The sequence below is a fragment of the Sphingobacterium multivorum genome (assembly GCF_039511225.1).
GTDB lineage: Bacteria > Bacteroidota > Bacteroidia > Sphingobacteriales > Sphingobacteriaceae > Sphingobacterium.
This window is the reverse complement of record NZ_CP154261.1, coordinates 593889-618511: the sequence shown is the minus strand read 5'-3', so window position 1 is coordinate 618511 and position 24623 is coordinate 593889. Positions and strand designations below refer to the sequence as shown.

Annotated in this window: 40 protein-coding genes; 1 reads left to right on the top strand and 39 read right to left on the bottom strand. The window is 37.2% G+C overall.

Annotation, left to right across the window (positions count from 1 at the left end; all coding sequences use genetic code 11):
- Positions 1-26 precede the first annotated feature (26 nt).
- From rplQ to rplC, 29 genes are all read right to left on the bottom strand, one after another.
- Entirely contained in the window at positions 27-530 is a 504-nt protein-coding gene (gene rplQ, locus AAH582_RS02490; protein WP_046674888.1) for a 50S ribosomal protein L17, read from the bottom strand.
- Between the two features lie 108 nt (positions 531-638).
- Positions 639-1631 carry a DNA-directed RNA polymerase subunit alpha gene (locus AAH582_RS02485; RefSeq protein WP_046674887.1) on the bottom strand — a complete coding sequence of 331 codons (993 nt, stop codon included), beginning with the start codon at positions 1629-1631 and terminating at the stop codon, positions 639-641.
- Positions 1632-1727: 96 nt separating this feature from the next.
- On the bottom strand, positions 1728-2336 hold the full coding sequence (rpsD, locus tag AAH582_RS02480) for a 30S ribosomal protein S4 (protein ID WP_046674886.1): 609 nt from the start codon (positions 2334-2336) through the stop codon (positions 1728-1730).
- Between the two features lie 60 nt (positions 2337-2396).
- A complete protein-coding gene (gene rpsK / locus AAH582_RS02475; RefSeq protein ID WP_046674885.1) occupies positions 2397-2786 on the bottom strand; it encodes a 30S ribosomal protein S11 in 390 nt (129 codons plus the stop codon).
- 10 nt (positions 2787-2796) lie between these two features.
- Positions 2797-3174: a 30S ribosomal protein S13 gene (gene rpsM / locus AAH582_RS02470; protein ID WP_046674884.1), complete on the bottom strand. Its 378-nt coding sequence runs from the start codon at positions 3172-3174 to the stop codon at positions 2797-2799.
- A 30-nt stretch (positions 3175-3204) separates the two neighbouring features.
- Complete coding sequence (gene ykgO, locus AAH582_RS02465) at positions 3205-3321, bottom strand: type B 50S ribosomal protein L36 (RefSeq protein ID WP_013665024.1); 117 nt, start codon at positions 3319-3321, stop codon at positions 3205-3207.
- Positions 3322-3366: 45 nt separating this feature from the next.
- Complete coding sequence (gene infA / locus AAH582_RS02460; protein WP_002997456.1) at positions 3367-3585, bottom strand: translation initiation factor IF-1; 219 nt, start codon at positions 3583-3585, stop codon at positions 3367-3369.
- Positions 3586-3659: 74 nt separating this feature from the next.
- Positions 3660-4442 carry a type I methionyl aminopeptidase gene (gene map, locus AAH582_RS02455; protein WP_046674883.1) on the bottom strand — a complete coding sequence of 261 codons (783 nt, stop codon included), beginning with the start codon at positions 4440-4442 and terminating at the stop codon, positions 3660-3662.
- A gap of 9 nt (positions 4443-4451) precedes the next feature.
- Positions 4452-5789, bottom strand: coding sequence for a preprotein translocase subunit SecY (gene secY / locus AAH582_RS02450; protein ID WP_046674882.1), 1338 nt, complete (start codon positions 5787-5789; stop codon positions 4452-4454).
- A gap of 3 nt (positions 5790-5792) precedes the next feature.
- The gene (rplO, locus tag AAH582_RS02445; RefSeq protein WP_046674881.1) at positions 5793-6239 is read right to left on the bottom strand and encodes a 50S ribosomal protein L15; all 447 of its coding nucleotides are present in this window, start codon (positions 6237-6239) and stop codon (positions 5793-5795) included.
- 119 nt (positions 6240-6358) lie between these two features.
- Positions 6359-6538 carry a 50S ribosomal protein L30 gene (gene rpmD / locus AAH582_RS02440; RefSeq protein WP_046674880.1) on the bottom strand — a complete coding sequence of 60 codons (180 nt, stop codon included), beginning with the start codon at positions 6536-6538 and terminating at the stop codon, positions 6359-6361.
- Between the two features lie 5 nt (positions 6539-6543).
- The gene (rpsE, locus tag AAH582_RS02435) at positions 6544-7062 is read right to left on the bottom strand and encodes a 30S ribosomal protein S5 (protein WP_046674879.1); all 519 of its coding nucleotides are present in this window, start codon (positions 7060-7062) and stop codon (positions 6544-6546) included.
- Between the two features lie 12 nt (positions 7063-7074).
- Positions 7075-7428 carry a 50S ribosomal protein L18 gene (gene rplR / locus AAH582_RS02430; protein WP_046674878.1) on the bottom strand — a complete coding sequence of 118 codons (354 nt, stop codon included), beginning with the start codon at positions 7426-7428 and terminating at the stop codon, positions 7075-7077.
- A gap of 5 nt (positions 7429-7433) precedes the next feature.
- A complete protein-coding gene (gene rplF / locus AAH582_RS02425; protein ID WP_046674877.1) occupies positions 7434-7988 on the bottom strand; it encodes a 50S ribosomal protein L6 in 555 nt (184 codons plus the stop codon).
- Between the two features lie 21 nt (positions 7989-8009).
- Positions 8010-8408 (bottom strand): 30S ribosomal protein S8, encoded by a 399-nt coding sequence (gene rpsH / locus AAH582_RS02420; protein WP_046674876.1) that lies wholly within the window; start codon positions 8406-8408, stop codon positions 8010-8012.
- Positions 8409-8547: 139 nt separating this feature from the next.
- Positions 8548-8817 (bottom strand): 30S ribosomal protein S14, encoded by a 270-nt coding sequence (rpsN, locus tag AAH582_RS02415; RefSeq protein ID WP_028071569.1) that lies wholly within the window; start codon positions 8815-8817, stop codon positions 8548-8550.
- The gene (rplE, locus tag AAH582_RS02410) at positions 8810-9379 is read right to left on the bottom strand and encodes a 50S ribosomal protein L5 (protein WP_046674875.1); all 570 of its coding nucleotides are present in this window, start codon (positions 9377-9379) and stop codon (positions 8810-8812) included. The genes rpsN and rplE overlap by 8 nt, the downstream gene beginning before the upstream one ends.
- A complete protein-coding gene (gene rplX / locus AAH582_RS02405) occupies positions 9379-9723 on the bottom strand; it encodes a 50S ribosomal protein L24 (RefSeq protein ID WP_070570406.1) in 345 nt (114 codons plus the stop codon). The genes rplE and rplX overlap by 1 nt, the downstream gene beginning before the upstream one ends.
- Before the next feature lie 2 nt (positions 9724-9725).
- Positions 9726-10094 (bottom strand): 50S ribosomal protein L14, encoded by a 369-nt coding sequence (gene rplN, locus AAH582_RS02400; protein WP_046674873.1) that lies wholly within the window; start codon positions 10092-10094, stop codon positions 9726-9728.
- A gap of 1 nt (position 10095) precedes the next feature.
- Positions 10096-10350, bottom strand: coding sequence for a 30S ribosomal protein S17 (rpsQ, locus tag AAH582_RS02395; protein ID WP_046674872.1), 255 nt, complete (start codon positions 10348-10350; stop codon positions 10096-10098).
- 14 nt (positions 10351-10364) lie between these two features.
- Positions 10365-10583 (bottom strand): 50S ribosomal protein L29, encoded by a 219-nt coding sequence (gene rpmC / locus AAH582_RS02390; RefSeq protein ID WP_046674871.1) that lies wholly within the window; start codon positions 10581-10583, stop codon positions 10365-10367.
- 92 nt (positions 10584-10675) lie between these two features.
- A complete protein-coding gene (gene rplP / locus AAH582_RS02385; RefSeq protein WP_046674870.1) occupies positions 10676-11098 on the bottom strand; it encodes a 50S ribosomal protein L16 in 423 nt (140 codons plus the stop codon).
- Between the two features lie 59 nt (positions 11099-11157).
- On the bottom strand, positions 11158-11952 hold the full coding sequence (rpsC, locus tag AAH582_RS02380) for a 30S ribosomal protein S3 (protein WP_046674869.1): 795 nt from the start codon (positions 11950-11952) through the stop codon (positions 11158-11160).
- 11 nt (positions 11953-11963) lie between these two features.
- Complete coding sequence (rplV, locus tag AAH582_RS02375; protein WP_046674868.1) at positions 11964-12398, bottom strand: 50S ribosomal protein L22; 435 nt, start codon at positions 12396-12398, stop codon at positions 11964-11966.
- A 6-nt stretch (positions 12399-12404) separates the two neighbouring features.
- Complete coding sequence (gene rpsS / locus AAH582_RS02370) at positions 12405-12671, bottom strand: 30S ribosomal protein S19 (RefSeq protein WP_002997495.1); 267 nt, start codon at positions 12669-12671, stop codon at positions 12405-12407.
- Positions 12671-13498, bottom strand: a complete 828-nt coding sequence (rplB, locus tag AAH582_RS02365) for a 50S ribosomal protein L2 (protein WP_046674867.1) — start codon at positions 13496-13498, stop codon at positions 12671-12673. The genes rpsS and rplB overlap by 1 nt, the downstream gene beginning before the upstream one ends.
- 6 nt (positions 13499-13504) lie before the next feature.
- Positions 13505-13795, bottom strand: a complete 291-nt coding sequence (gene rplW / locus AAH582_RS02360) for a 50S ribosomal protein L23 (RefSeq protein ID WP_046674866.1) — start codon at positions 13793-13795, stop codon at positions 13505-13507.
- A gap of 1 nt (position 13796) precedes the next feature.
- Positions 13797-14426 carry a 50S ribosomal protein L4 gene (rplD, locus tag AAH582_RS02355; RefSeq protein ID WP_046674865.1) on the bottom strand — a complete coding sequence of 210 codons (630 nt, stop codon included), beginning with the start codon at positions 14424-14426 and terminating at the stop codon, positions 13797-13799.
- A 5-nt stretch (positions 14427-14431) separates the two neighbouring features.
- On the bottom strand, positions 14432-15049 hold the full coding sequence (gene rplC, locus AAH582_RS02350) for a 50S ribosomal protein L3 (RefSeq protein ID WP_046674864.1): 618 nt from the start codon (positions 15047-15049) through the stop codon (positions 14432-14434).
- Positions 15050-15384: 335 nt separating this feature from the next.
- Here rplC and AAH582_RS02345 point away from each other — a divergent pair, with 335 nt between their 5' ends.
- A complete protein-coding gene (locus tag AAH582_RS02345; RefSeq protein WP_313155069.1) occupies positions 15385-15855 on the top strand; it encodes a DinB family protein in 471 nt (156 codons plus the stop codon).
- Positions 15856-16003: 148 nt separating this feature from the next.
- On the opposite strand, the gene AAH582_RS02340 is transcribed toward AAH582_RS02345, so the two are convergent.
- The 10 genes from AAH582_RS02340 to AAH582_RS02295 form a co-directional block, all read right to left on the bottom strand.
- Positions 16004-17086: a helix-turn-helix transcriptional regulator gene (locus AAH582_RS02340; RefSeq protein WP_343321141.1), complete on the bottom strand. Its 1083-nt coding sequence runs from the start codon at positions 17084-17086 to the stop codon at positions 16004-16006.
- Positions 17061-20267: a hypothetical protein gene (locus tag AAH582_RS02335; protein ID WP_343321140.1), complete on the bottom strand. Its 3207-nt coding sequence runs from the start codon at positions 20265-20267 to the stop codon at positions 17061-17063. Before AAH582_RS02335 ends, AAH582_RS02340 begins: the two co-directional genes overlap by 26 nt.
- 508 nt (positions 20268-20775) lie before the next feature.
- Complete coding sequence (locus AAH582_RS02330) at positions 20776-21252, bottom strand: ankyrin repeat domain-containing protein (protein ID WP_343321139.1); 477 nt, start codon at positions 21250-21252, stop codon at positions 20776-20778.
- A gap of 49 nt (positions 21253-21301) precedes the next feature.
- Positions 21302-21610 (bottom strand): hypothetical protein, encoded by a 309-nt coding sequence (locus AAH582_RS02325; protein WP_343321138.1) that lies wholly within the window; start codon positions 21608-21610, stop codon positions 21302-21304.
- Between the two features lie 41 nt (positions 21611-21651).
- The gene (locus AAH582_RS02320; protein WP_343321137.1) at positions 21652-22035 is read right to left on the bottom strand and encodes a hypothetical protein; all 384 of its coding nucleotides are present in this window, start codon (positions 22033-22035) and stop codon (positions 21652-21654) included.
- 27 nt (positions 22036-22062) lie between these two features.
- Positions 22063-22371 (bottom strand): hypothetical protein, encoded by a 309-nt coding sequence (locus AAH582_RS02315; protein WP_343321136.1) that lies wholly within the window; start codon positions 22369-22371, stop codon positions 22063-22065.
- A 175-nt stretch (positions 22372-22546) separates the two neighbouring features.
- A complete protein-coding gene (locus AAH582_RS02310) occupies positions 22547-22984 on the bottom strand; it encodes a hypothetical protein (protein WP_343321135.1) in 438 nt (145 codons plus the stop codon).
- A gap of 152 nt (positions 22985-23136) precedes the next feature.
- Positions 23137-23349 carry a hypothetical protein gene (locus AAH582_RS02305; RefSeq protein WP_343321134.1) on the bottom strand — a complete coding sequence of 71 codons (213 nt, stop codon included), beginning with the start codon at positions 23347-23349 and terminating at the stop codon, positions 23137-23139.
- Between the two features lie 158 nt (positions 23350-23507).
- Complete coding sequence (locus AAH582_RS02300; RefSeq protein WP_343321133.1) at positions 23508-24155, bottom strand: hypothetical protein; 648 nt, start codon at positions 24153-24155, stop codon at positions 23508-23510.
- Between the two features lie 49 nt (positions 24156-24204).
- Complete coding sequence (locus tag AAH582_RS02295; protein ID WP_343321132.1) at positions 24205-24597, bottom strand: DUF2750 domain-containing protein; 393 nt, start codon at positions 24595-24597, stop codon at positions 24205-24207.
- Positions 24598-24623 lie beyond the last annotated feature (26 nt).

The following is a 24623-nucleotide window of genomic DNA, read 5'->3' as shown; positions in this document are numbered from 1 at the left end:
TTTTTTTATGCTAGATCAGAAGAGTACTATTCTCCGTCTACTTTTTCTTCACCTTCTACTTCAGCTTTAACTTCTGCAGGAGCTTCAGTTTCGGCAGCAGCAGCTTTCTTAGCACCACCACGACGACGAGTCGCTTTTTTCTCAGCAGCAGCAGCTTTTTTACCGTAGATTTCGTTGTAGTCAACTAGTTCGATGAAAGCCATTTCCGCGTTATCACCTAAACGGTTTTCCATTTTGATGATACGCGTGTAACCACCTGGACGGTTAGCTACTTTTTCAGAAATTTCGCGGAATAAGATAGAAACTGCGTCTTTATCTTTCAAATAAGCGAATACTGTACGACGAGAGTGTGTTGTGTCGTTTTTAGATTTAGTAATCAAAGGCTCAACATACGTACGTAACGCTTTAGCTTTAGCCAAAGTAGTTGTAATACGTTTGTGTAGGATTAATGATGTTGCCATGTTAGCCAACATTGCTTTTCTATGGCTATCCGTACGGCCTAAGTGATTTACTTTTTTTCCGTGTCTCATTTTGATTTTATTATACTAATCGTACCGTTTTTGTATAGTTCAAATAGGTGATGTTCACCTATTCAGACAGCCAAAAGGAATTACGACTAGTGGTCGCTTAATAAATTATTATTCTTCGTCTAATTTGTATTTCGCCAAGTTCATTCCAAATGATAAACCTTTCGATTTAACCAACTCTTGGATTTCACTTAACGATTTTTTACCGAAGTTTCTGAATTTCAACATATCAGCTACGTCGTAAGTTACTAACTCAGCCAATGTGCGAATATCTGCAGCTTTCAAACAGTTCAATGCACGAACTGAAAGATCAAGATCTACTAATTCTGTTTTCAGAATCTTACGCATATGTAAGATTTCTTCATCAACAACTTTAGTTTCTTCTTTCGTTTGAGACTCAAGAAGCATATTCTCATCAGAGAATAGAATAAAGTGTTGAATTAAGATCTTAGCAGCTTCTTTCAAAGCTTCTTCGGGGTGAATTGAGCCATCAGTAGAGATATCCAACAACAATTTCTCGTAGTCAGTCTTTTGCTCTACACGGTAATTCTCAATGGTATATTTAACATTCTTGATCGGAGTAAAGATCGAATCGATTGCGATAACACCTACTGGAGCATCCACAACTTTATTCTCATCAGCATTTACGTATCCACGACCTTTGGCAATACTCAATTCCAATTCAATTGTCACTGAATTATCCATGTTACAGATTACCATGTCTGGGTTTAAGACCGTAAAGTTATTAGAGAATTTTGTGATATCACCAGCTAAGAATTGTTCTTGACCATTGATTACTACAAATACCTTTTCGTTGTCGCCAATCTCACCTGTTTTTTTGAAACGAATTTGTTTCAAGTTCAAGATAATTTCAGTTACGTCTTCAACAACACCTTTGATCGTTGAAAATTCGTGCGAAACGCCAGAAAACCTTATCGACGTAATTGCATATCCTTCTAAAGAGGACAATAGAATACGGCGCAAAGCATTACCAATGGTTACACCAAAACCAGGCTCCAATGGACGAAATTCAAACGTACCATCAAAATCCGTAGATTTTTGCATGATAACTTTATCCGGTCTTTGAAATGCTAAAATTGCCATTTATTTTCTTTTAATGTTTTATTTGTAATAATAATTGTAATACAATAGAAGATGCATACCCCAAAAATTGGACTATGCATTCTTCTATTTTATTTATTATTTAGAGTATAACTCAACGATTAAGTTCTCTTTAATGTTTTCAGGAATGTCAGCTCTTTCTGGATAGCTTAAGAAAGTACCTGTCAATTCTTTCGCATTCCACTCTAACCAAGAAAATTTATTTACAGTACGACCTGCAACTGAATTTGTGATGGCTTCAAGTGTTTGAGAACGTTCACGAACTGCTACAACGTCACCTGGACGCAAGCTATATGATGGAATGTTAACAACTTCGCCGTTAACAGTAACGTGTTTGTGGGATACCAACTGACGAGCAGCGGCACGAGAAGTAGCGATACCTAAACGGTAAACTACGTTATCCAAGCGAGCTTCTAACAATTTCAAGAAGATCTCACCTGTAATACCTTGTTTAGAGGCAGCTTTAACAAATAAGTTTGAGAACTGACGCTCCAATACACCGTAAGTGTATTTTGCTTTTTGTTTTTCTAACAACTGAATAGCATATTCAGATTGTTTACCTCTGCGTTTAGAAGCTCCATGTTGTCCAGGAGGGTAATTTTTCTTTTCTAACGCTTTATCTGGGCCGAAGATCGGCTCTCTAAATTTACGGGCAATTTTGGACTTAGGTCCTGTATATCTAGCCATTTTCTTTTACAATTAAAGTATCTATCAGCCTATAGCCGATGAATCTTATCTTTAAATTAATTAAACTCTTCTGCGTTTTGGAGGACGACAACCGTTGTGAGGAAGTGGAGTGATATCTTTGATAGTAGTCACATCGATTCCTACTGTTTGCAATGTTCTGATTGCCGATTCACGACCAGCACCAGGTCCTTTAACAAACACTTCAACTTTACGTAAACCCAAATCGTGAGCAACTTTTCCACAGTCTTGTGCAGCCTGACCAGCAGCATATGGCGTGTTCTTTTTAGAACCACGGAAACCCATTTTACCAGCACTAGACCAAGAAATAGTTTGACCTTGATTATTCGTCAAAGTTACAATGATATTGTTAAACGTTGCGTTAATGTGAGCCTGACCTACAGGTTCGATAACAACGATACGCTTTTTTGCAGCTTTTTTAGTTTTAGCCATTTCTTATTTATTATTTAGTAGCTTTTTTCTTGTTTGCAACTGTCTTACGTTTACCTTTACGAGTACGTGAGTTGTTTTTAGTACGTTGACCACGAACTGGTAAGTGTTTACGGTGACGCAATCCACGGTAACAACCGATATCCATTAAACGTTTGATGTTTAATTGAATTTCAGAACGCAATGCACCTTCAACTTTCAATTCGTCGTTAATGATGGTACGAATTGCTGCCAATTGCTCATCATTCCACTCTTGTACCTTCACATCTTCGCTGATACCAGCTTTTTCCAAGATATATTCAGCTCTTGTACGACCGATACCAAAAATATAGGTAAGGCCGATCACACCTCTTTTGTTTTTAGGTAAATCAATACCTGCTATCCTTGCCATATAATATTAAGCTATTATTTTTTTAATGAATTAACCCTGACGTTGTTTAAACTTTGGGTTCTTTTTGTTGATTACAAAAACTTTACCTTTACGACGGATGATCTTACAGTCCGCGCTACGTTTTTTTATTGATGCTCTTACTTTCATGATATTTATTTTTTCAAAAGCTTGCGCTAATACAAGGACTTACGACTATTTATAGCGATAAGTAATCCTTCCTTTAGTCAAATCATACGGAGACATTTCCAATTTAACTTTATCACCAGGTAAAATTTTGATATAGTGCATGCGCATTTTACCAGAAATATGGGCAATGATTTCATGTCCATTTTCCAACTCTACCCTAAACATAGCATTAGAAAGTGCCTCTCTAATTATACCGTCTTGTTCTATTGAGGCTTGTTTAGCCATATATTCTCGATTAAATTTAATTTAAAAGCCTGCGAACAGGAGTGCAAAGATAAATAAAAATAATTGAAAACCAACTACTTTTTGTTCAAAACTTTCTCTACATGTTCGAATGTCAGCAACACATCTGGTTCTCCTTTTCGGATTGCAACCATCTGTTCGAAGTGCGCCGATAATTTCCCATCCACTGTACTTACTGTCCAACCATCATCCCAAAAACGAACACCCGCACGCCCTGCATTGATCATCGGTTCGATACAAATAACCAAACCTTCTTCCAATTTAGGACCAGCACCTCGTTTTCCATAATTGGGAACCTCAGGTTTTTCATGTAAGTGATAACCAACTCCGTGTCCAACCAGTTCACGAACAATTCCGAATCCGAATTTGCTCACATACTCCTGAACAGCTGAAGAAATATCCCCAACACGTTTACCAGCCACCGCCTGTTCAACACCTTTGTACAATGATTCCTTTGTTACATCCAATAACAACTGTGCTTCTTCAGATATTTCACCTACACCAAAGGTGTATGCTGAATCACTGATAAAACCATTCAGATTGACACCACCATCGACCGAAACAAGATCTCCATCTTTAATTTCATAATCACTTGGAAAGCCGTGTACAATTTGATCGTTGACAGATATACACAAAGAATATGGAAATCCTTGATAATTTAAGAACGCAGGCGTTCCGCCGTTATCATGAATATACTCATAAGCTAATTTATCAAGAGATATAGTCTTTACCCCAGGCTTAATCACTTTTGCGATTTCACCAAGCAATTGCGAAAGCACATCTGCTGACTTTCGCAATTGCTCTATATCTTCTGCTGACTTATAAAATACTTTAGACATCTAAAGAAATTAAATTGCCGAATGATCCATTCCCTCAACAGACGCGGCCGAACGACCTTTAATACGACCTGTTTTCATTAATCCGTCGTAATGACGCATCAATAAATGAGATTCGATCTGTTGCAAAGTATCCAACACCACACCTACTAAAATCAACAATGACGTACCACCGTAGAAGTGCGCAAATTGATTATTAATACCAAACAAACTTGCAATAGCAGGTAGAATAGCAATGATCGCTAAGAAAATTGCACCTGGAAATGTAATATTTGATATTACGCGGTCTATAAAATTACTAGTTTCCAATCCCGGTTTAATACCTGGTACAAAACCTCCGTTCTTCTTCATGTCGTCCGACATCTGTTGTGGGTTCACCATAATCGCTGTATAGAAAAACGTAAATGCGATAATTAACACCGCAAATGTGACGTTGTATGCTACAGAAGTATAGTTACTCAACGAAGTCAAAAATTCCGACTGAAGATTTGGGAAGAACTGACCTAAACTCATTGGCACAAACATGATTGCCTGTGCAAAAATGATAGGCATTACACCTGCAGCATTTACCTTTAACGGTATATACTGACGTACTCCACCGACTTGCTTGTTTCCAACGATTTTCTTCGCGTATTGTACAGGGATCTTACGAACACCTTGTACGATCAAGATCGTAAAGATCACAACAAAGAACAACGCTACAAATTCAAGCAACAATGGAATTGGACCACCACCACCTTTCGCCATTCTAGAAACCCATTCCGCAGTGATACCACTTGGCAATTGAGCGATAATACCAGTCATGATGATCAAAGAAATACCATTACCGATACCTTTATCCGTAATTTTCTCTCCTAACCACATCACAAATAAAGTACCGCCTGTCAAAACTATAGCAGTCAGAATAGTGAATAATGGGTCAGCTATTGTCTTAGCACTTGGCTCGATTTGAGTACGTACATAAGCAAAAGCTTGAAGCAAAGTAATCCCTAAAGTTAAATAGCGAGTAATTTGATTCATTTTTTGACGACCACTCTCCCCTTCCTTCTGCATCTTTTGGAAGTAAGGAACCGCGATGCCCAGCAATTGAACAACAATGGATGCCGAGATATATGGCATTACCCCTAAAGCAAAGATAGCCGAACGAGAGAATGATCCCCCCGCAAACATATCCAGTAAGCCCAATAAACCCTCTTTTTGACCAGAAGCCAAAGCATGAGGATTTACACCTGGTAATACCACGTGACATCCAATACGGTAAATCAAAAGAAAAAGTAAGGTATTTAGAATACGCGTACGTAAATCATCGATTTTCCAAATATTGGTTAAGGTTGTGATTAGTTTCTTCATTTATTAAATTTTAACGATAGAACCGCCTGCAGCTTCAATAGCTTTTTGAGCAGAAGCAGTAAACGCGTGCGCTGTTACTTCAACTTTAGCTTTCAACTCACCGCGACCCAAGATTTTAACTTTGTCATTTTTAGACACTAAACCATGAGCTTTCAATGCGTCGAAATCTACAGCTGTTAAATTGTATTTCTCGATCAACGCTTGTAAAGTATCTAAGTTTACACCATTATACTCAACACGGTTGATGTTTTTGAAACCAAATTTAGGCACACGACGTTGCAAAGGCATTTGACCACCTTCGAAACCGATTTTCGTAGAGTGACCTGAACGAGAACCAGCACCTTTGTGACCACGTGTTGAAGTACCACCACGACCAGAACCAGTACCACGGCCAATACGTTTGCTACTTTTTACTGCACCTTTTGCAGGTTTTAAATTACTTAAGTTCATTTTTAAACTAAATTGTGCTAGCCCTTCGCTCTCACTAAACAGGTACTAGCGATTAAAAAATAATGATTATTAATAACAAGTAATGGAAGAAGCCCAAAGACCTCTTCCATATGCTAATATTAAATAGTTTCGATAGCTACTAAATGGTTTACTTTACGTACCATTCCAATAATTGATGGAGTAGCTTCAACTTCTACTGAGTGGTTGATTCTTTTCAAACCCAATGCCTCAATAGTTTTCTTTTGGCGCTCGCTTCTGTCGATAACGCTCTTTATCTGGGTGATTTTGATTTTTGCCATGATAATTAACCGTTAAATACTTTATTTAAATCGACACCGCGGTGTTGTGCTACTGTATATGCATCACGCATGTTTGCTAAAGCTGTTACAGTTGCTTTGACCACGTTGTGTGGGTTAGACGAACCTAATGACTTAGCCAATACGTCTTTGATACCAGCAGACTCCAATACTGCACGCATTGCACCACCGGCTAAAACTCCTGTACCTGCAATTGCTGGTTTAACCAAAACTGAACCACCAGAATATTTACCATATTGCTCGTGCGGAACAGTACCTTTGATAATAGGAACTTTTACCAAATTTTTCTTTGCGTCATCGATACCTTTCGTGATTGCTTCAGTTACCTCTTTAGCTTTACCTAAACCGTAACCAACGATACCGTTTTCATCACCTACTACAACAATTGCAGAGAAGCTGAAAGTACGACCACCTTTAGTAACTTTAGCTACACGTTGGATACTTACTAAGCGATCTTTTAATTCAATTTCGCTTGATTTTACTCTTTTTATATTGCTTAATGCCATTTCTTTCTATGATTAAAAGTCTAAACCGCCTTCGCGAGCACCTTCAGCCAAAGATTTGATACGGCCATGGTATAAGTACCCATTACGGTCAAAAACTACTTTATTAATACCTGCTGCTAATGCTTTTTCAGCCACCAATTTACCTACAGCTTTAGATTGATCAACCTTGTTACCAGATGCAACAAACTCTTTTGACAAACTAGATGCAGCAACTAATGTTTTACCTGCATTGTCATCAATGATTTGCGCATAGATACCTTTGTTACTTCTAAAAACCGATAAACGTGGACGTTCAGACGTTCCAGCAAGGTTTTTTCTGATTCCTTTTTTGATTCTCTCTCTACGAGATGCTTTTTGTCCTGCCATGATTATTATTTTTTAGCTGATTTACCTGCTTTTCTTCTCAATACTTCACCTGCAAACTTGACACCTTTTCCTTTGTAAGGTTCTGGTTTACGGAAGCCACGGATTTTAGCCGCTACCTGACCGATCAATTGTTTGTCAGCACACTCTAAAGTGATTGTAGGGTTTTTACCTTTGTCAGCAGTAGTTGATACTTTAACCTCGTTTGGCAATACAAAAACAATCTGGTGAGAGAAACCTAAAGTTAACTCTAATACATTACCAGTACTTGAAGCACGGTAACCTACACCGACTAACTCTTGCGTAGTTTTGTAACCTTCAGTCACACCGTAAACCATGTTAGCCAACAGGGAACGGTATAGACCGTGTAATGCTTTGTGTTTCTTTTGATCAGTTGGACGTGTTACAACGATATTACCCTCTTCTTGAGCAATCGTGATGTCACGGTCAACTTGTTGTGTTAATTCGCCTTTAGGACCTTTTACTGAAACTAAGTTTTTGTCCGAAATAGTAACAGTTACCCCAGCAGGGATAGCGATAGGCGCTTTTCCAATTCTTGACATTTCTTTGTGCTTTTACCTAGATTAATAAACGTAACATAAAACTTCACCACCAACATTTTGAAGTCTAGCTTCCTTATCTGTCATTACACCTTTCGATGTTGACAAGATAGCAATACCTAAACCGTTCAAAACACGAGGCATAGTATCAACGCTTGCATACTTTCTTAAACCAGGTTTACTCACACGTGTCAACGTACGAATAGCCGGAATTTTGCTAATTGGATTATATTTCAATGCGATTTTGATCGTACCCTGTACGCCATTCTCATCGAATTTGTAATTAGCAATGTAACCTTTGTCAAAAAGAACTTTAGTGATCTCTTTTTTTAGGTTCGATGCAGGAATTTCAACAACCCTGTGGTTGGCCTTGATGGCATTCCTTACTCGTGTAAGGTAATCCGCAATTGGATCTGTAGTCATTATATATGAAAATTTGTGACAGCGGTTTCCCTCCCAACCATTGGTATGGGACCTTCTATCTGTTAAACAATTTTAAAATGCAAAAACCCCGGCAATCCTCAGTTGAATTGCCCGGGCAAAATTAAGTATTTTTTTTTAATTACCAAGAAGCTTTTTTCACCCCTGGGATTTTGCCATCTAAAGCCATCTCACGGAATGTTACACGAGAGATACCGAATTGACGCATATATCCTTTAGGACGGCCAGTCAATTTACAACGATTGTGTAAACGTACTGGAGAAGCATTTTTAGGCAATTTATCTAATGCAACGTAATCGCCAGCAGCTTTTAATTCTGCACGTTTTGCCGCATATTTAGCTACCAATTTAGCGCGTTTTACTTCGCGTGCTTTTAATCCTTCTTTAGCCATTGTTATTAGTATTTTGATTTTTAAATGGTAAACCGAATTGTTTCAACAATTCTAAAGCCTCAACATCATTTTGAGCAGAAGTCACGAAAGTGATGTCCATACCTTGGATCTTGTTGATTTTATCAATGTTGATCTCAGGGAAAATGATTTGCTCAGTGATACCTAAGTTATAGTTACCACGTCCGTCAAAGCCTTTATCGTTGATACCGCGGAAGTCACGAATACGTGGAAGCGATACTGCTACCAAACGATCCAAGAATTCAAACATATTGTTGTCACGCAAAGTAACACGTGCCCCTACAGGCATACCTTTACGTAATTTAAAGTTTGAAATATCTTTTTTCGATTTTGTAGCAACGGCTTGTTGACCTGTGATTAAAGTCAACTCAGCGATAGCGTTATCGATTAATTTTTTGTCAGCTGTTGCAGCTCCTACGCCTTGTGAAACAACGATTTTCTCAAGTTTAGGAACCTGCATAATACTTTTATACTGAAATTTTTCTTGAAGTGCTTTACGGATTTCCTCCGCATATTTCACTTTTAATCTTGGTACGTAAGTCATTATTTAATTTCCTCCCCTGATTTTTTAGCGTAACGAACTAATTTACCATCTGCATTTAACTTACGACCTACACGTGTAGTTGCACCTGTTTTAGGATCGATAACAGCTAAATTAGAGATGTGAATACCAGCTTCTTTCTCAATGATACCACCATTAGGATTAGCTGCACTTGGTTTAGTGTGTTTTTTTACGATGTTAGCGCCCTCAACGATAGCTCTATTTTTATCCACTAAAACAGTTAATACTTTTCCTTGAACACCTTTAGAGTTACCAGCGATAACTTTCACTAAATCACCTTTTTTAATTTTGATTTTGTGCGTAGTTGTTTTTGTTTTCTGTGCCATAATTATAAAACCTCCGGTGCTAATGATACAATTTTCATGAACTGTTTCTCACGCAACTCTCTAGCAACAGGGCCAAAGATACGTGTACCACGTGGTTCATCATTATTATTTAATAATACAGCTGCGTTATCATCGAAGCGGATGTATGAACCATCTTTACGACGGATTTCCTTTTTCGTTCTAACAACTACTGCTTTAGAAACGGAACCTTTTTTCACGTTTCCTGAAGGCATAGCGCTTTTCACCGATACAACAATCTTATCTCCGATTGATGCATAACGCTTACGCGTACCGCCCAATACACGGATTACTAAAACTTGTTTAGCACCGCTATTGTCAGCTACATTAAGTCTTGATTCTTGTTGTACCATGTTATTTAGCTCTTTCTATAATTTCTACTAATCTCCAGTTTTTTGTTTTACTCAGCGGACGAGTTTCCATAATTAATACCGTATCGCCGATACCGCAGGTATTAGTTTCGTCATGAGCTTTAAATTTAGTAGTTTTTTTAACGAACTTACCATAGATCGGGTGTTTCACTTTACGTTCCACTGATACCACGATAGACTTGTCCATCTTGTTGCTAACTACTAAGCCGATTCTTGTTTTTCTTAAATTTCTTTCCATTTCGACTTTAAATTTTACGCCTCAGAGGCTGTTTCATTTTTAGCTGCAGCTTTGCGTGCACTGATCTCTGTACTGATACGAGCGATAGTTTTGCGTGCTGCTTTGATCACGTTAGGGTTCTCAATAGCTGAAACAGCATGTGCAAATTTCAATTTTGTAAGGGCTGTTTTCTCTTCTACAAGACGAGCTTTTAAGTCCTCATTAGATAATTCTAAAATTTCTGAATTTTTCATGTTTTTTCAGTTGTTATTTGGGTTATCATCGCTTTATATATAGCGTTAGGGGTAACGGCCCTAACGCTTAAATGATGACATTACCAAGATTTTTATGCTTCAACGTAGTCTCTACGAATCACAAACTTAGTTTGAACCGGAAGTTTTTGAGCTGCAAGGCGTAAAGCTTCTTTGGCAATTTCCAAAGGCACACCTTCTGCTTCAAATAACATACGGCCTGGGCGTACTACTGCTACCCAGTATTCTGGAGCACCCTTACCTTTACCCATACGTACCTCTGCAGGTTTTTTCGTAACAGGTTTGTCAGGGAAAATACGAATCCAAACTTGACCTTCACGTTTCATATAACGTGTAACCGCAATACGAGCTGCCTCGATTTGACGACTAGTGATCCATGCTTGCTCCATTGTTTTGATACCGAAAGAACCGAAAGCTAACTCCGCTCCACGAGAAGCGTTACCTTTCATGCGGCCTTTCTGCATCTTTCTGAACTTCGTTCTTTTTGGCTGTAACATGTTCGTATACTTTTTAAATCTGCTTTTTCAGCAGGTTTTTGTTGTAATCTAAATAACTATTAATCTTTTTTCGGACCACGGTTGCTTCCACCACGGTTGTTTCCACCACGGTTGTTTCCACCGCGACCACCTTTGTTGTTACGGTTGTCACGACGTTCGCCACCACCTTCGTGGTTGCCACGTGATTTTACACCAGATGCTTGACCAATGTTTGGAGATAAGTCACGTTTACCGTAAACCTCACCTTTACAGATCCAAACTTTGATACCAATTTTACCGTATGTAGTCAATGCTTCAGCTAAAGCGTAGTCGATATCAGCACGCAATGTGTGTAAAGGAGTTCTTCCTTCTTTGTATTGTTCAGTACGCGCCATTTCAGCACCACCTAAACGACCAGAACACATGATTTTGATACCTTCTGCACCCATACGCATCGTAGAAGCGATTGAAGTTTTCATTGCACGACGGAATGAAATACGCGCCTCTAATTGTTTAGCGACACCTTCAGCTACTAACTTAGCATCTAACTCAGGGCGTTTGATCTCGAAAATGTTGATTTGAACATCCTTTTTAGTCAGTTTTTTCAACTCTTCTTTGATCTTGTCAACTTCTTGACCACCTTTACCGATAACGATACCTGGACGAGCAGTGTGAATTGTAACAGTGATACGTTTTAAAGTTCTTTCGATAACAACTTTAGCTACACCACCTTTTGCAATACGAACAGAAAGATATTTTCTGATTTTTTCGTCTTCAACTAATTTATCGGAATAGTTTTTACCTCCGAACCAGTTAGAATCCCAACCTTTGATGATTCCTAATCTGCTACCTATTGGATTTGCTTTTTGTCCCATTTCTCAATAAATTAGTTTTGTTCAACGTTTAATTTGCTATCAACTACCAACGTAACGTGATTTGAACGTTTACGAACTCTGTATCCGCGACCTTGAGGAGCCGGACGCAATCTTTTCAATTGACGACCACCACCTACTGATACTTCTTTTACATATAGTTCGCTTTCTTCCACTGATTTACCTTCGTTTTTGGCTTCCCAGTTTTTGATTGCAGATAATAATAATTTTTCTACACGAGCAGCAGCTTCTTTACTTGAGTGTTTCAAAATGTAAATTGCATTTTCAACACGTTGACCGCGAATTAAGTCTACCACCAAACGCATCTTACGAGGCGAAGTCGGGCAGTTCAATAATTTGGCATCCGAAGCTCCTCCTTGTTGAGCTTTCTCTTGCTCTTTACGTTGTCTAATTAAGACAGACTTTTTAAGTTTTTTTGTTGCTTCCATTACCTATTATTTTTTCTTTTCTGCGTGGCCTCTGAATGTACGCGTAGGCGCGAATTCACCAAGCTTGTGACCTACCATATTCTCTGTTACATAAACAGGGATAAATTTATTCCCGTTGTGCACTGCGAAGGTATGGCCAACAAAATCAGGTGAAATCATTGATCTACGAGACCATGTTTTGATAACTGACTTTTTGTTAGTTTCATTCATAGAAAGAACTTTTCTTTCTAAGTTGTGATCGATATAAGGACCTTTTTTAATTGAACGAGCCATTATTTTTTCCTTCTCTCAATGATGTAACGATTCGATGTTTTCTTCTTGTAACGTGTTTTGAAGCCTTTAGCTAATACACCTGTACGTGAGCGTGGGTGACCTCCTGAAGTACGGCCTTCACCACCACCCATAGGGTGATCTACTGGGTTCATCGCAACACCACGAACTCTTGGACGACGACCTAACCAACGTTTGCGACCTGCTTTACCTAACACTTGGTTAGATCTTTCATGGTTCGATACTGAACCAATTGTAGCAACACAAGTCAATAAGATCATACGTGTTTCGCTCGAAGGCAATTTGATGATGGCATATTTACCATCACGAGCAGACAATTGAGCATAAGTACCAGCCGAACGAGCAATTGAACCACCTTGACCAGGATTTAATTCAATGTTGTGGATGATAGAACCCAATGGAATGTTTGCTAATGGTAATGTATTACCAACTTCTGGGGCAACTTTATCACCTGCAATTACAGTTTGACCAACTACTAAACCAGCTGGAGCAAGGATGTAACGTTTTTCACCATCTGCGTAATGCAACAAGGCAATACGAGCAGTACGATTTGGATCGTACTCGATAGTAGCTACTTTTGCAGGGATATCTTTTTTATCGCGTTTGAAATCAATTAATCGGTATACTTTTTTATGTCCCCCACCGAGATAACGCATAGTCATTTTACCGGAGTTATTACGACCGCCTGATTTCTTGTTGATTTTTACTACTAACGATTTTTCAGGAACGTTTGTAGTAACATCAGAGTAGTCAGCGCCTACTCTAAAACGAGTACCAGGGGTTACCGGTTTGAATCTTTTAACTGCCATTTTGTATTATATAGTACTGTAAAAGTCAATAGTTTCGCCGTCTTTAATCGTAATGACAGCCTTTTTATACTTAGGAGCTCTACCAGATACGAAACCTGCTTTTGTGTAACGGCTTTTTGCTTTACCAGCTACTACTGCAGTGTTTACAGCAAGAACTGTAACACCAAACATAGCCTCAACAGCTGCTTTAATCTGGATTTTGTTTGCTCTGTGATCTACTTTGAAAGCGTAACGGTTTAATTTTTCCGTTAACAAAGAAGCTTTCTCAGTCAAGATAGGTTTTTTAATAATTTCCATATTACTTAGCTAATGCTTCCTCCAAAGTTTTAACAGAATCTGTAGTCAACAATAATTTTGTTGCGTTCAATACATCATATGTATTTAAATCAGCTGCAACAATAACTTTTGCTTTTTTCAAGTTTCTGCTTGATTTATAAACAATCTCATCGTAAGCTGGCAATACCAACAATGTTTTCTCATCAGCTACGTTCAACGCATTTATTAAAGCAACATAGTTTTTAGTTTTGATAGCATCGAATTTTACTTCATCCAATACCACAATGTTATTATCTTTTGCTTTGTAAGATAACGCTGATTTACGTGCTACTTGTTTCAATTTTTTGTTCAATTTGAACGAGTAGTCACGAGGTTGAGGACCGAATACACGACCACCACCATTAAACAATGGAGATTTGATAGAACCCGCACGAGCACCACCAGTACCTTTTTGTTTGTGTAATTTACGAGTAGAACCCGCGATTTCGTTACGTTGTTTAGATTTGTGAGTTCCTTGGCGTTGGTTCGCTAAGTATTGTTTCACATCCAAATAGATCGCATGATCGTTAGGCTCTAACCCAAATACCGACTCAGGAAGTTGCACCTTGGCACCTGTTTCTTTACCTGATAAATTTAAAACTTTAACTTCCATCTCTACTATTTGTCTACGATTACATAAGAACCTTTAGCTCCTGGAATGGAACCACTAACAACGATAAGGTTTTGCTCAGCGTAAACTTTCAACACCTGTAAGTTTTGAACTTTAACTCTGTCACCACCTGTACGACCAGCCATGCGCATACCTTTGAATACGCGTGAAGGCCATGATGAAGCACCTAATGAACCTGGAGCACGTAATCTGTTGTGCTGACCGTGAGTCGCACCACCTACACCACCAAATCCATGACGTTTCATTACACCTTGGAAACCTTTACCTTTTGAAGTACCAACTACATCTACGTACTCACCTTCTTCAAAAAGAGTAACGTCAACTACGTCACCAAGTTGTTTTGCATCTGGGAAAGTTTTAAACTCTACCAACTTACGCTTAGGCGTTGTGTTTGCTTTCGCAAAGTGCCCTTTCAAAGGAGCTGTCGTGTTTTTCTCCTTAGCTTCGTCGAAACCAAGTTGAATTGCCGAGTAGCCATCCTTTTCTTCCGTACGTATCTGCGTAACCACGCACGGCCCGGCCTGAATCACTGTACAAGGAATATTTTTCCCATCAGCGTTAAACAGGCTCGTCATTCCTACTTTTTTTCCAATAATACCTGACATGTTGTAAATTAATTAATTAAAAGTCCTTCGAAGCAGTAGGGCTTCGCTCAAGACATACTATTCCCATTAAGGGACTGCAAAGTTACAAACATTTTTATAACTGTCAAATAATTAGTGAATTATTTTTTTTTATTTTCTACTTCTTTTTAAAACCACTCCCCTATTTTTACGATTTGCCCTTTCAACATTCCTTACATCGAACAATGCCACCAAAAAAATAAAATTAGCACCCAAATCAATACTGCCATACAGCTGTCATAAGTCGCGTTAATTTTGAACTGTCATACAACACAGCAGGTGATGTATCGCTTACTAAAACTTTAAATACGAAAATCATGAAAACAGAAATCATTTCGAAGAACGAGCTACTTCAACATTGGCTAGGCCATAGAAACCTAACAAGACAGACTATTGAAAAATTTCCAGAAGAAGGATTGTTCAATTACAAGGTAGAAGGCATGCGCACTTTTGCAGATATGATTAAGGAGCTACTGGGTATTGCTGTTCCAGGTCTCCAGGAAATTGTCAATAACAAAAGCGGCGAACTCAACGAGAATCTCAGCTATTCGACCAAAGCACAATTACTGCAGGCCTGGGATGAAGCTACTCCTCAGATCAGTGAACTGTTCAATCAAATTCCAGAAGAACGCTTTGCCGAAGAGTTCAATTTATTTGGACAATACAAATCCCCCATTATCCATAGCATATTTTATTTTATTGACAACGAGATCCACCATCGTGGTCAGGCCTTTGTCTATTTACGCTTACTGGGTATCCAACCACCATTTTTTTGGGAAAGGGGTTAATAATGATACAGACAACGGAAGTTTTATCCTGACATGGATCAAAAACTTTTTAGTACAATTTACAGTTTAACTTGTTCGGCATCCTCCCTTTCCGCCGAACAAGTTTTTCCTTTACCATAGTAAAGAATCCTGATTCCTTCATGTACAGCTAAACTTGCTTGAAAGCAGCCGAAAGCAAACGTCTTACAACATCTTTTAGCGATTCGGGTTCAATTATGCGACCTTTATCCGCAAACATGAGATACCAGCGCGCAAACCCATTCTCCATATTTATGCAGTCAAAATGCATTTCCACATAGTTATCGGTAACAATTTCTTCTTGGAAACCAAAATAGTGACGATCCCACTCCATATACCTAGCCATTTCTTTATCCACTTGCACCACCACTTTGGTTGTCGGCACTTCATGTCGCTTACTCAGAAAGAAAGACAGTTCGGGATGCTCTTTTCCAAAATCTTCAGCAAGTATTCTAATATTGTTTATTCTATCCAAGCGGAATTGCCTATAATCTTGTCGCAATCTACAAAAAGCAAGTACATACCAAAACTTGCTCTCCACAAAAATACCCACAGCTTCGATTTCACGCCTTTCTGGAGTTTTATCGGAAGGTTTGGAATAATAGATTTCAACACATTTCTTTGCTGCGATGCTTTCGATCAGAATATTGGTGCCATGGGTTAGCTTCTCATTGAATTGATGCCGCCCACCGCGCACCAGAAAGTTATCCCCAACTAAGGCTACCTGTTCTTTTTCGTTGCCCCGTAATATAGCTTTCATTTTCAGCAATGCCGTGGTAAAATGATGAGCAAGATTCCGGTCTGTATATTTTTCAACTAATTTCTCTGCTGCGACAAAACTCAATGCCTCTTCCCTTGTAAATTGCAAAGGTGGCATCTTATATCCCTCCACCAAAGAATAACCGCTTCCCGCTTCACCATAAATAGGTACCCCTGCCTGCATCAGAGAACGAATATCTCTATAAATGGTACGCTGACTTACTTCATATCGTTCTGCCAACGCTGCAGCTGTCACAACAGGTTTAGCTTGCAGATGCATATAAATAGCAAGTATACGGTCAAATCTCTTCTGGATATCGGTCATAGGGATAAAGGTACGAGTTATTCCATATTTAACGGTATCAAAATCTCCACCAATGCGGCTAACGACAATAAGATTAAAAAGTTCTTTTTCATAACGGGTAGGCTTAATTGGAACGGTAATGGTAATCAAAGGACCTGTTTACATTGTTTAGGTGGTCAAGGATGGCCTGCAGGCGCTGCATACCGTCGTAGTTATAATACTCGATAATCCCACGGGCATCCATCTTACTCGTCATACCAACCAAGGGCTTATAGGTATAGGTCGTCACCATGGCCTTAGCAAGTCTAGAATCACTACGAAGCTTATCCGATGCTGCTTTGATCAGGGTCTCCATGCTAGCCTCAGTCTGACTGCCGTTCAGGTTATCGATCGCCGCTTGAGTGAGTACTGTAGCCACTTCTGTGTAAGTTGCATTCTTGATTTCGGCAATTGGATAAAGACCATTATAGCCCCAAAGATAGGTTACCGTTGGATTTTCCTGTTTTTTTATTTCTTGCAGATTTCCATATTTATCGTAGGATGGGAAAACTATACGTTCACTAACTTCAGTGGGTTTCAATATTTCAGTCTTTTCAATAAATACGTTTTGAGAAAGAGTTCCATATTGTTTATGAAAGGAAACACTCTCTTCCAACAATTTCTCTGTACTGCCATTAACTTCGTATTTTTTCGTACGAACGGGTTTTGCCACTACGTTATTTGCCACCATCCAAAGCCGTGCACTTTCATTCGCACCGTTAAACGTCGTTTCTCCAGGATATATGAATTTATATCGTGTTGTTCTACCCGTACTTAAACTTTGGTCACTTTGAATTAAATCACCTAAATCGTTATAAAAATTCGTCGTTGAAGACTGAGTGTTACCTACTGGAGAGTACGTTGTCTTTACAGTATTTAACAAATTACATTTTAAACGTGTAAAAGTATAAGGATAATAACCAGGATATTCGATCGTACCTGTAAATGCCCCTCCATAAGTTCCGTCATCATCAATTCTTTTCAAATTATAAAATACTTGATCTCCTGGAGTCAGATCATAGTCATTGGAAGTTTTTTGGAGAGAATCTAATTTGTTATTTTTCAATAAGTAAACTGTTTCTTGTCGAATTTTCCCGTTTTGCAATACAAAGGATTGCGCCGGAGGATAAGGATGTGTAAAAGAGTTTTCATCTGGTAAATTGATATAATCGTACTTCACAAGTGTTGTGTCGTTATTGCTTATCATCATTTCATATACCCGATCGTAACCAACTACCGAAGAACTTTGAGATGTTGTCTGTGTACTTGGCGAAGCAGATATTTCTACATAATAATTTAAACCTATCTGATTGTTCTGAATATGAGAGACATGATCTATTACGTTGTTAAAGTTGCTTCCACTAAAAAGTTTTCCCGAAGATTTCTGTCCGAACCGGTCATAAGAATAATAGTATTTTTTGACAAATGCAATGGTACCAATAGCAGGATAGTCTTTAGTCTCACGAATTCTAAGCCCCCCTAATTTATTTGTTGTCAAACTTCTTTTAGTATACCAGGACAATCCGCACACAAAGTTCATATAATTGGGAGGATTTTGGTTAAACTCCGCCTTTATCTCGTAATCACCATTAGGGAAATAGGCATTGCTAAAACTATCATAAAATAAACGAGAGATATTGGTATTGGTAGCGGAAATCCCACGAATCCGTAACGAAGCCCCCATGGTACCTGCAGGTACCCCTAAATCCGTTACATCGGCGGATAAAAATGCTCCTCCGTTTGGATTATTGTTTAAGAAAGGATCAAAGCTATTATTTATCGTAAAATTTGCAACAAATGACTTCTGATTGGGGAAAACTGGCTCGGGATCCTGCCACATTTCTTCGGCCGAAAGAAACAATTGTTGTTTATCATAACTCGAGGGAACCTTCATATCAGCTGTTTCATTATTCTCATAAGAATACTCAGCACTGCCCCCAGTCGGATATTGTACTTTTTTAAGAATACCAAATTGGGAATATTGTTCATTGACCAAACGATTTGAACCATCTATGTGCAATTTGCTGGTCTGTCCAGGTACCGTTACCATACTCGGGCCTATTAAATTAGTATTTGTAATTGCACCATTATAATATCCCCACCAGTCCTGTGCATAAGATATCCGAGAAGGAGGCATAGATACTACATCATAACTAAAGCGGTATTTTTGATTAAAACTGCCATTTGATCCACTTAGGTTTACACTATCTAAAAACATCCATTTGTTTGAGCGATATGTTGTTGTTCCCGAACCTGCTTTATACGAGTATTGAAAATCAGTTTGCGAAATTACGTTATCTTTAGAATCTGAAATGATCACTTTGTTCAAACTATATCCCCCTGCCAAATCCTCTCTTTCCGCTATATTCTTAATAAATTTGATCTTTCCACCGTCATAGGTTATAACAGAGGGCATATATGACTTGACTAAACTCGTTAAAAAAGAAAAATTATCGTTTAAGCTACCATTATAATTGGGCCCAAATTGTATGTATTTTAAGTTAGGTCCTATACGATAACTTAATTGATTTTCTAGCGTGTAATCAATTTGAATGCTACTAGTTTTAGTTGAATTTTCAATCTTGCTAGGTAACCAGGAGTTCACTGTCGATTTACCTGGAACGGTTCCATTCAATTGGGAAGTTTCTCCTACTGAAAAAGTATATACAATTCCTGAATCATCAGTTACAGTAAATGAATTTGTATTCCGATCGTAGACAATTTTTATATCGGTTATTTCTTCCGTCAGAAATCTGTTTGAAATTTGGTCATAAAAAAATCTTCCAGAAAAATTACTCACAGATAGATAAAACACATCTGCTTCAGTATCTACAGGATTGGTCGCTGATGAGATTTTAAAATCATTATACAGAGTAGAACCTTCGAAATTATTGACATAGTATTCCATCGCACGTCCTTGGTATCCTTCAATATACCCTCCAGGTTCCTCGTCAGGTAAACCCCGGATCTGTCTGCTGATCATTGGCAATCCCGAAAGATTCCATCCAAGACCAACCCATGATGCGATATCTTCTACTTTGTTTCCGCCAGAATTATATCCCAAAGATAGATTAAGCGACAATCCTTTGGATTCAATATGCCAAATTGGTACGCTCAAATTTATCTGACCAGTATATCCGTTTACAGAAGACTGGTTATAACTTAAAAGGGAAGCAGCATTTGGGCTTAAAAAAGTAGGTTCATGGACTTTATTTTGGGCAAGAGCTTGCCTAGAGAAACAGCCGAAAACCAGGAGAAGGGCAAGAGAACCGAAATATCGTAAAATTCGCATTTTAAAAATATAATAAGGTTAGTTAAATCCGTAGATCATATTCAACAAGTTAATGTGGCCTAAAGAATTTGAAACAAAAATATTGAAATTATCGTTAAGCAACAACAGTATTTATCCAAATATTAAATCCGTTCTATAAGATCAGCTTTCATTAAACACATAAAAAGTCATAGATGTTTAAGCGGTTAATAACGAATACTACTGAGTTTTATAGCACTGATATTTCACCTAACTTTTTATGCCGAAGCCGAGCTATTGAAGTTGCATAAAAAATGTTACTCTCCTCCAACAATAATCTGATCATCTCTCCTTTAGCTTTTGAAGCAAATGTAGTACGAAAATAAAGCTGTATTGCCGTAATGATCCTTAATCCCGAGACCCGTACCATTTAAGCATTTTTGCAATTCCAACTAGGTAATTTTGTGCACAATGTTGTAATGGTAGCTATCATAAATTATCGCGTATATTCACATCAAATAGCATTTACTCATTCACACTGGGACATCATTCAAAAAAATTGCTTAACATCGTAATTCTCTATTGTATTTGCTAACTGCCTTGGACTAACACCTGCATTATTTTTACTATCTTGATTGGCTCCGTGTTCCAGTAATAATCTGATCATATCCCCTTTACCTTGTGAAGCAAATGCTGCCCGAAATAAAGCAGTATTTCCATAATTATCATTCATCTCAAGATCTGCACCATTTTCAATAAGTATTTTTGCAATTTCAGTTTGATAATTTTGCGCACAATGATGTAACGGAGTCCAACCTAAATTATCCTGTACGTTCACTTCAAATCCTTTCTTAATAAAGAAACTTACCAAAGCAGGGTTATCATCAAGCACAGCATGGAATAATATTGTCCTTCCTTCGTTATCTTTTTTTCTAACGTCCAGCCCAGATTTAAATAATTTTTCAATGTCAGTAAATCGGTTTTGATATATTAGGCTTATAACCTCATCAAATTCGCCCGCATCCATATTTATTCAATATCTTTAAAAACTAATTCCCGAATATTATTATAAGTTTCTAGATAAAAGCCATCGGAAAAAGATTCATAGTAACGGTAATAGTCCTCATCCAACTTTTTGATATTTTTTTTTCAAATCCTGACCCTTGATGAAAGAAATCTTCCACATTATTAAATCTTGCTAACAAATCTGGTCTAATAATCCAACCATTGTCATCAAGAAGAAATGTGACTACATATTTCATCCATCCAAATGTTGTCTTTTTAATAAAACATGCTTTTGATTTTATCAATTTAAATCCCGAATCCACAATTTTTGCTTCAACACCGCGAAGCAGTTCATTTCTTAAAAACTCTCTCTTTGTCATTTTTTTAAATCTAATGGCTGTTTACAAGATATAGCCAATGATTAAGCCTCGGGTTTATTTAAAATATATTCAACATAATTTTGATGCTTTTCATATCCGTTATTTAAAGGATTGTCTAAATCGATCATCGCATCTAAAGCAGAATCATAAATTTGCCATTTATGCTCTTTCGCTAACTCAATCATTATCTGCATAGCTTTCTCTCCATTTAGGCTCAGCATGAAATTGCTGTTTGGTTCAGACGCGAAATAATCTATCGAAAAATCGTCTCCACTAATTTCCCGATGATCACCATCCACTTTAATTTCTCTGAATGAATTGTCAAGAATCTGATTAAAATCTGTCACTTCGAGTTTATTTTCATCCAGAATCGAAAGATCTCTTATATCCTGTCTTGATTTAAAAAGTACTATGTCCCAGCTCATTTAATATTAATTCTTTTCTAACAACATCTAAAAGTTAACTTTTGAGCCATTAATTAATAGCTCACCTGGCTTCCAATATTCCTTAAACAATCTAATTAATTTTATCCTATTTTGTTCATCTTCATAAAAATCACATTTCTCAGGCAGACCTAAAACACAGCTGTTCACATGATGAGGCCTATCACCATAAACTCCAACCTGAAAGCTAATATCTGCAGGTCCAATATTTCCCGTCCAATAGGAAATTCTTGCACCTAGATTGTGAAATAGTTTATCCCAATTTCTATTAATTTCATTATTAAAAAAAAGAGGTTCCAAAATTATTTCATTTTTCATTGCATCTTTTTTACTCCGGCCCTTCTTATACCAATGGCTAAACAAGGTGCTGTTATGTTCTTTAAGTAGAATTAAAAATCCATAAACAAGTTCAGAACATTATTCTACTTCCATTTTATTTGACTTCCAAAAAGCACTAATTGATTCCAAAATATATAAATAATTGATTCCATCTCTAATTTCCACTATAGGATAATATTCTAACGACATTGTTGTGAGTAGCTTCATACCGTTCGTTCTCTGCCTCTGAATATGAATAATCATAAATATATGGAGCAAACTTTTTGTTAAAAACACCCCGTTTAACATCTTTCAAATCAATTAGAACTCGAGGAGAATCACTAGAATCTGTAATGATAATGGATTTATCATCAACTAAAATATCTTTAAACATTTTATCAAACAACACCTCGTCGGGTTCGGTTCTCATGGCAATTCCCTCAACTAGCTTTTCTTTCGTTGAGATCTGGCTTACCATAGTTATAAGCTGGAAATAGCTACTCGTGAACTCACAACGTAATACAATTTCCAAATCAATGTCTTTAAAACGTTTCTTTTTATGTATCCACTCATTTTTATACTCCCCCTCTTTAAAATCATATAGCAATTTCAAAAGTATTTCGAGAGGTACAATAGTGAATTCTGACGCCTTAATAAATCCTTGTTGTAGTAGATCTAAATAATAGGCAAAATTGTTATTTTGAACAGAATCCTTATACTTTTGATCATCGAACGGTAAATATGTTGCTAATACATCTCCATATTTTATTTTGTACTTTTTATCTCGCTATGCATCGGTAATAAAGCAACCGAAATCATATTATATTGACGATTTGTATTCACTTTAAATTCTCGTATACGACGGGACAGGAAATTACAAATAAAACGTGTGCGAAGTTGAAATTGGTAGCGCAATGCATTATCCAAGTCAATATACGTATCATAATCCAAGCCGATTGTTATATTTCTTAAATTCATTATTAACAGAAATGGCTATTTAGAAATTCAGCTTATCACTATTGGCCTTAATTAATCGACTTCTCCTCTGTGACAAACACATTAACCATCAAATAATCAAAAGGAATATATATAATTTAACTATTTTCAATTCTTTACTCTTTAAATTTTAAGCATCCCTATTTGAGTTCCCTTTTTAATTTCAAAAATTCCCCTCTATATGTTTCCACCGCATCGTAAAGCTCCTCATCATAGATTTCAAGCAATTCGTCGAATTTAGGGTTCTGGTTTAATTTAGCTGCTATTATCGCAATGTTAGCCCTCAGCGGATACATTACGTTATGAATTGAAAGTTCTCGCGGATATTTATTCAATAATTCATCAACCCTATGAACAGAGCTATTTTGATCAAAATACGGTAGTATTGTTCCTTTTAAATATTTAGGAATAATTTCTACTAGCTTACTTATATCATCTTCATCTTCTACTAGCCAATCTCGGATCTCCTCTTCCGAATCGTCTATTTCTATACCATGATCAATATATTTTACAATCTCAAATAAATGGTTCCCTAATGTTAAATACGGCCTATCCTTTATTTGAGATACCGCTCTATAGATCTTTTCAATTTGATGTTCTTTGATTCTAATTTCAGGTTCAATAGTAATAAATTGGCTTTTTTTATAAAAGAATAGATCAACTATCTGTGTACAATCATTAACATTTCTTTTAAATTCGGATTGGCTTTTATTTAAAACAAAATCAAATTCTTTAAAACTATCATGAATTCGCGACAGCAATTCATTTGAAACATCCTCTATATTCATTTTGATGGATTCTGACATTTGAAATAAGTGAGTATGACCTAGTGCTAACCTAATATTTTTTCAACTCATCACTCAAATCTCGAGCAAATTCTATCAAGTTAACAATAAAACCTGCTTTTGAATCGACTGTAAAAACATTAATTAAGTATTTATTTTCCTCAATAAAATCTATAACCTCATTCTCAAATTGATCTAAAGTTATCTCCTTTACCTGATAATTATCCCATTCCCCAACAATTGATAATAGTGCATATTCTCTAAAAGGCCATAATGAAAAGACGTAATTTCCTTTTACCTCGGAAAGCGCATATTCGTTATTGCCATTAACTAAAGTATACATCCTCTCAGTATCAGCCACTCTTTTCAGAAAGTATTTATATCTATCAAATGGAGTCAATTTAACCACTGATTCTATTTCTTTTTCTGATAATATGATACCCATAACATTAAAAAGCTACATCTAAATTA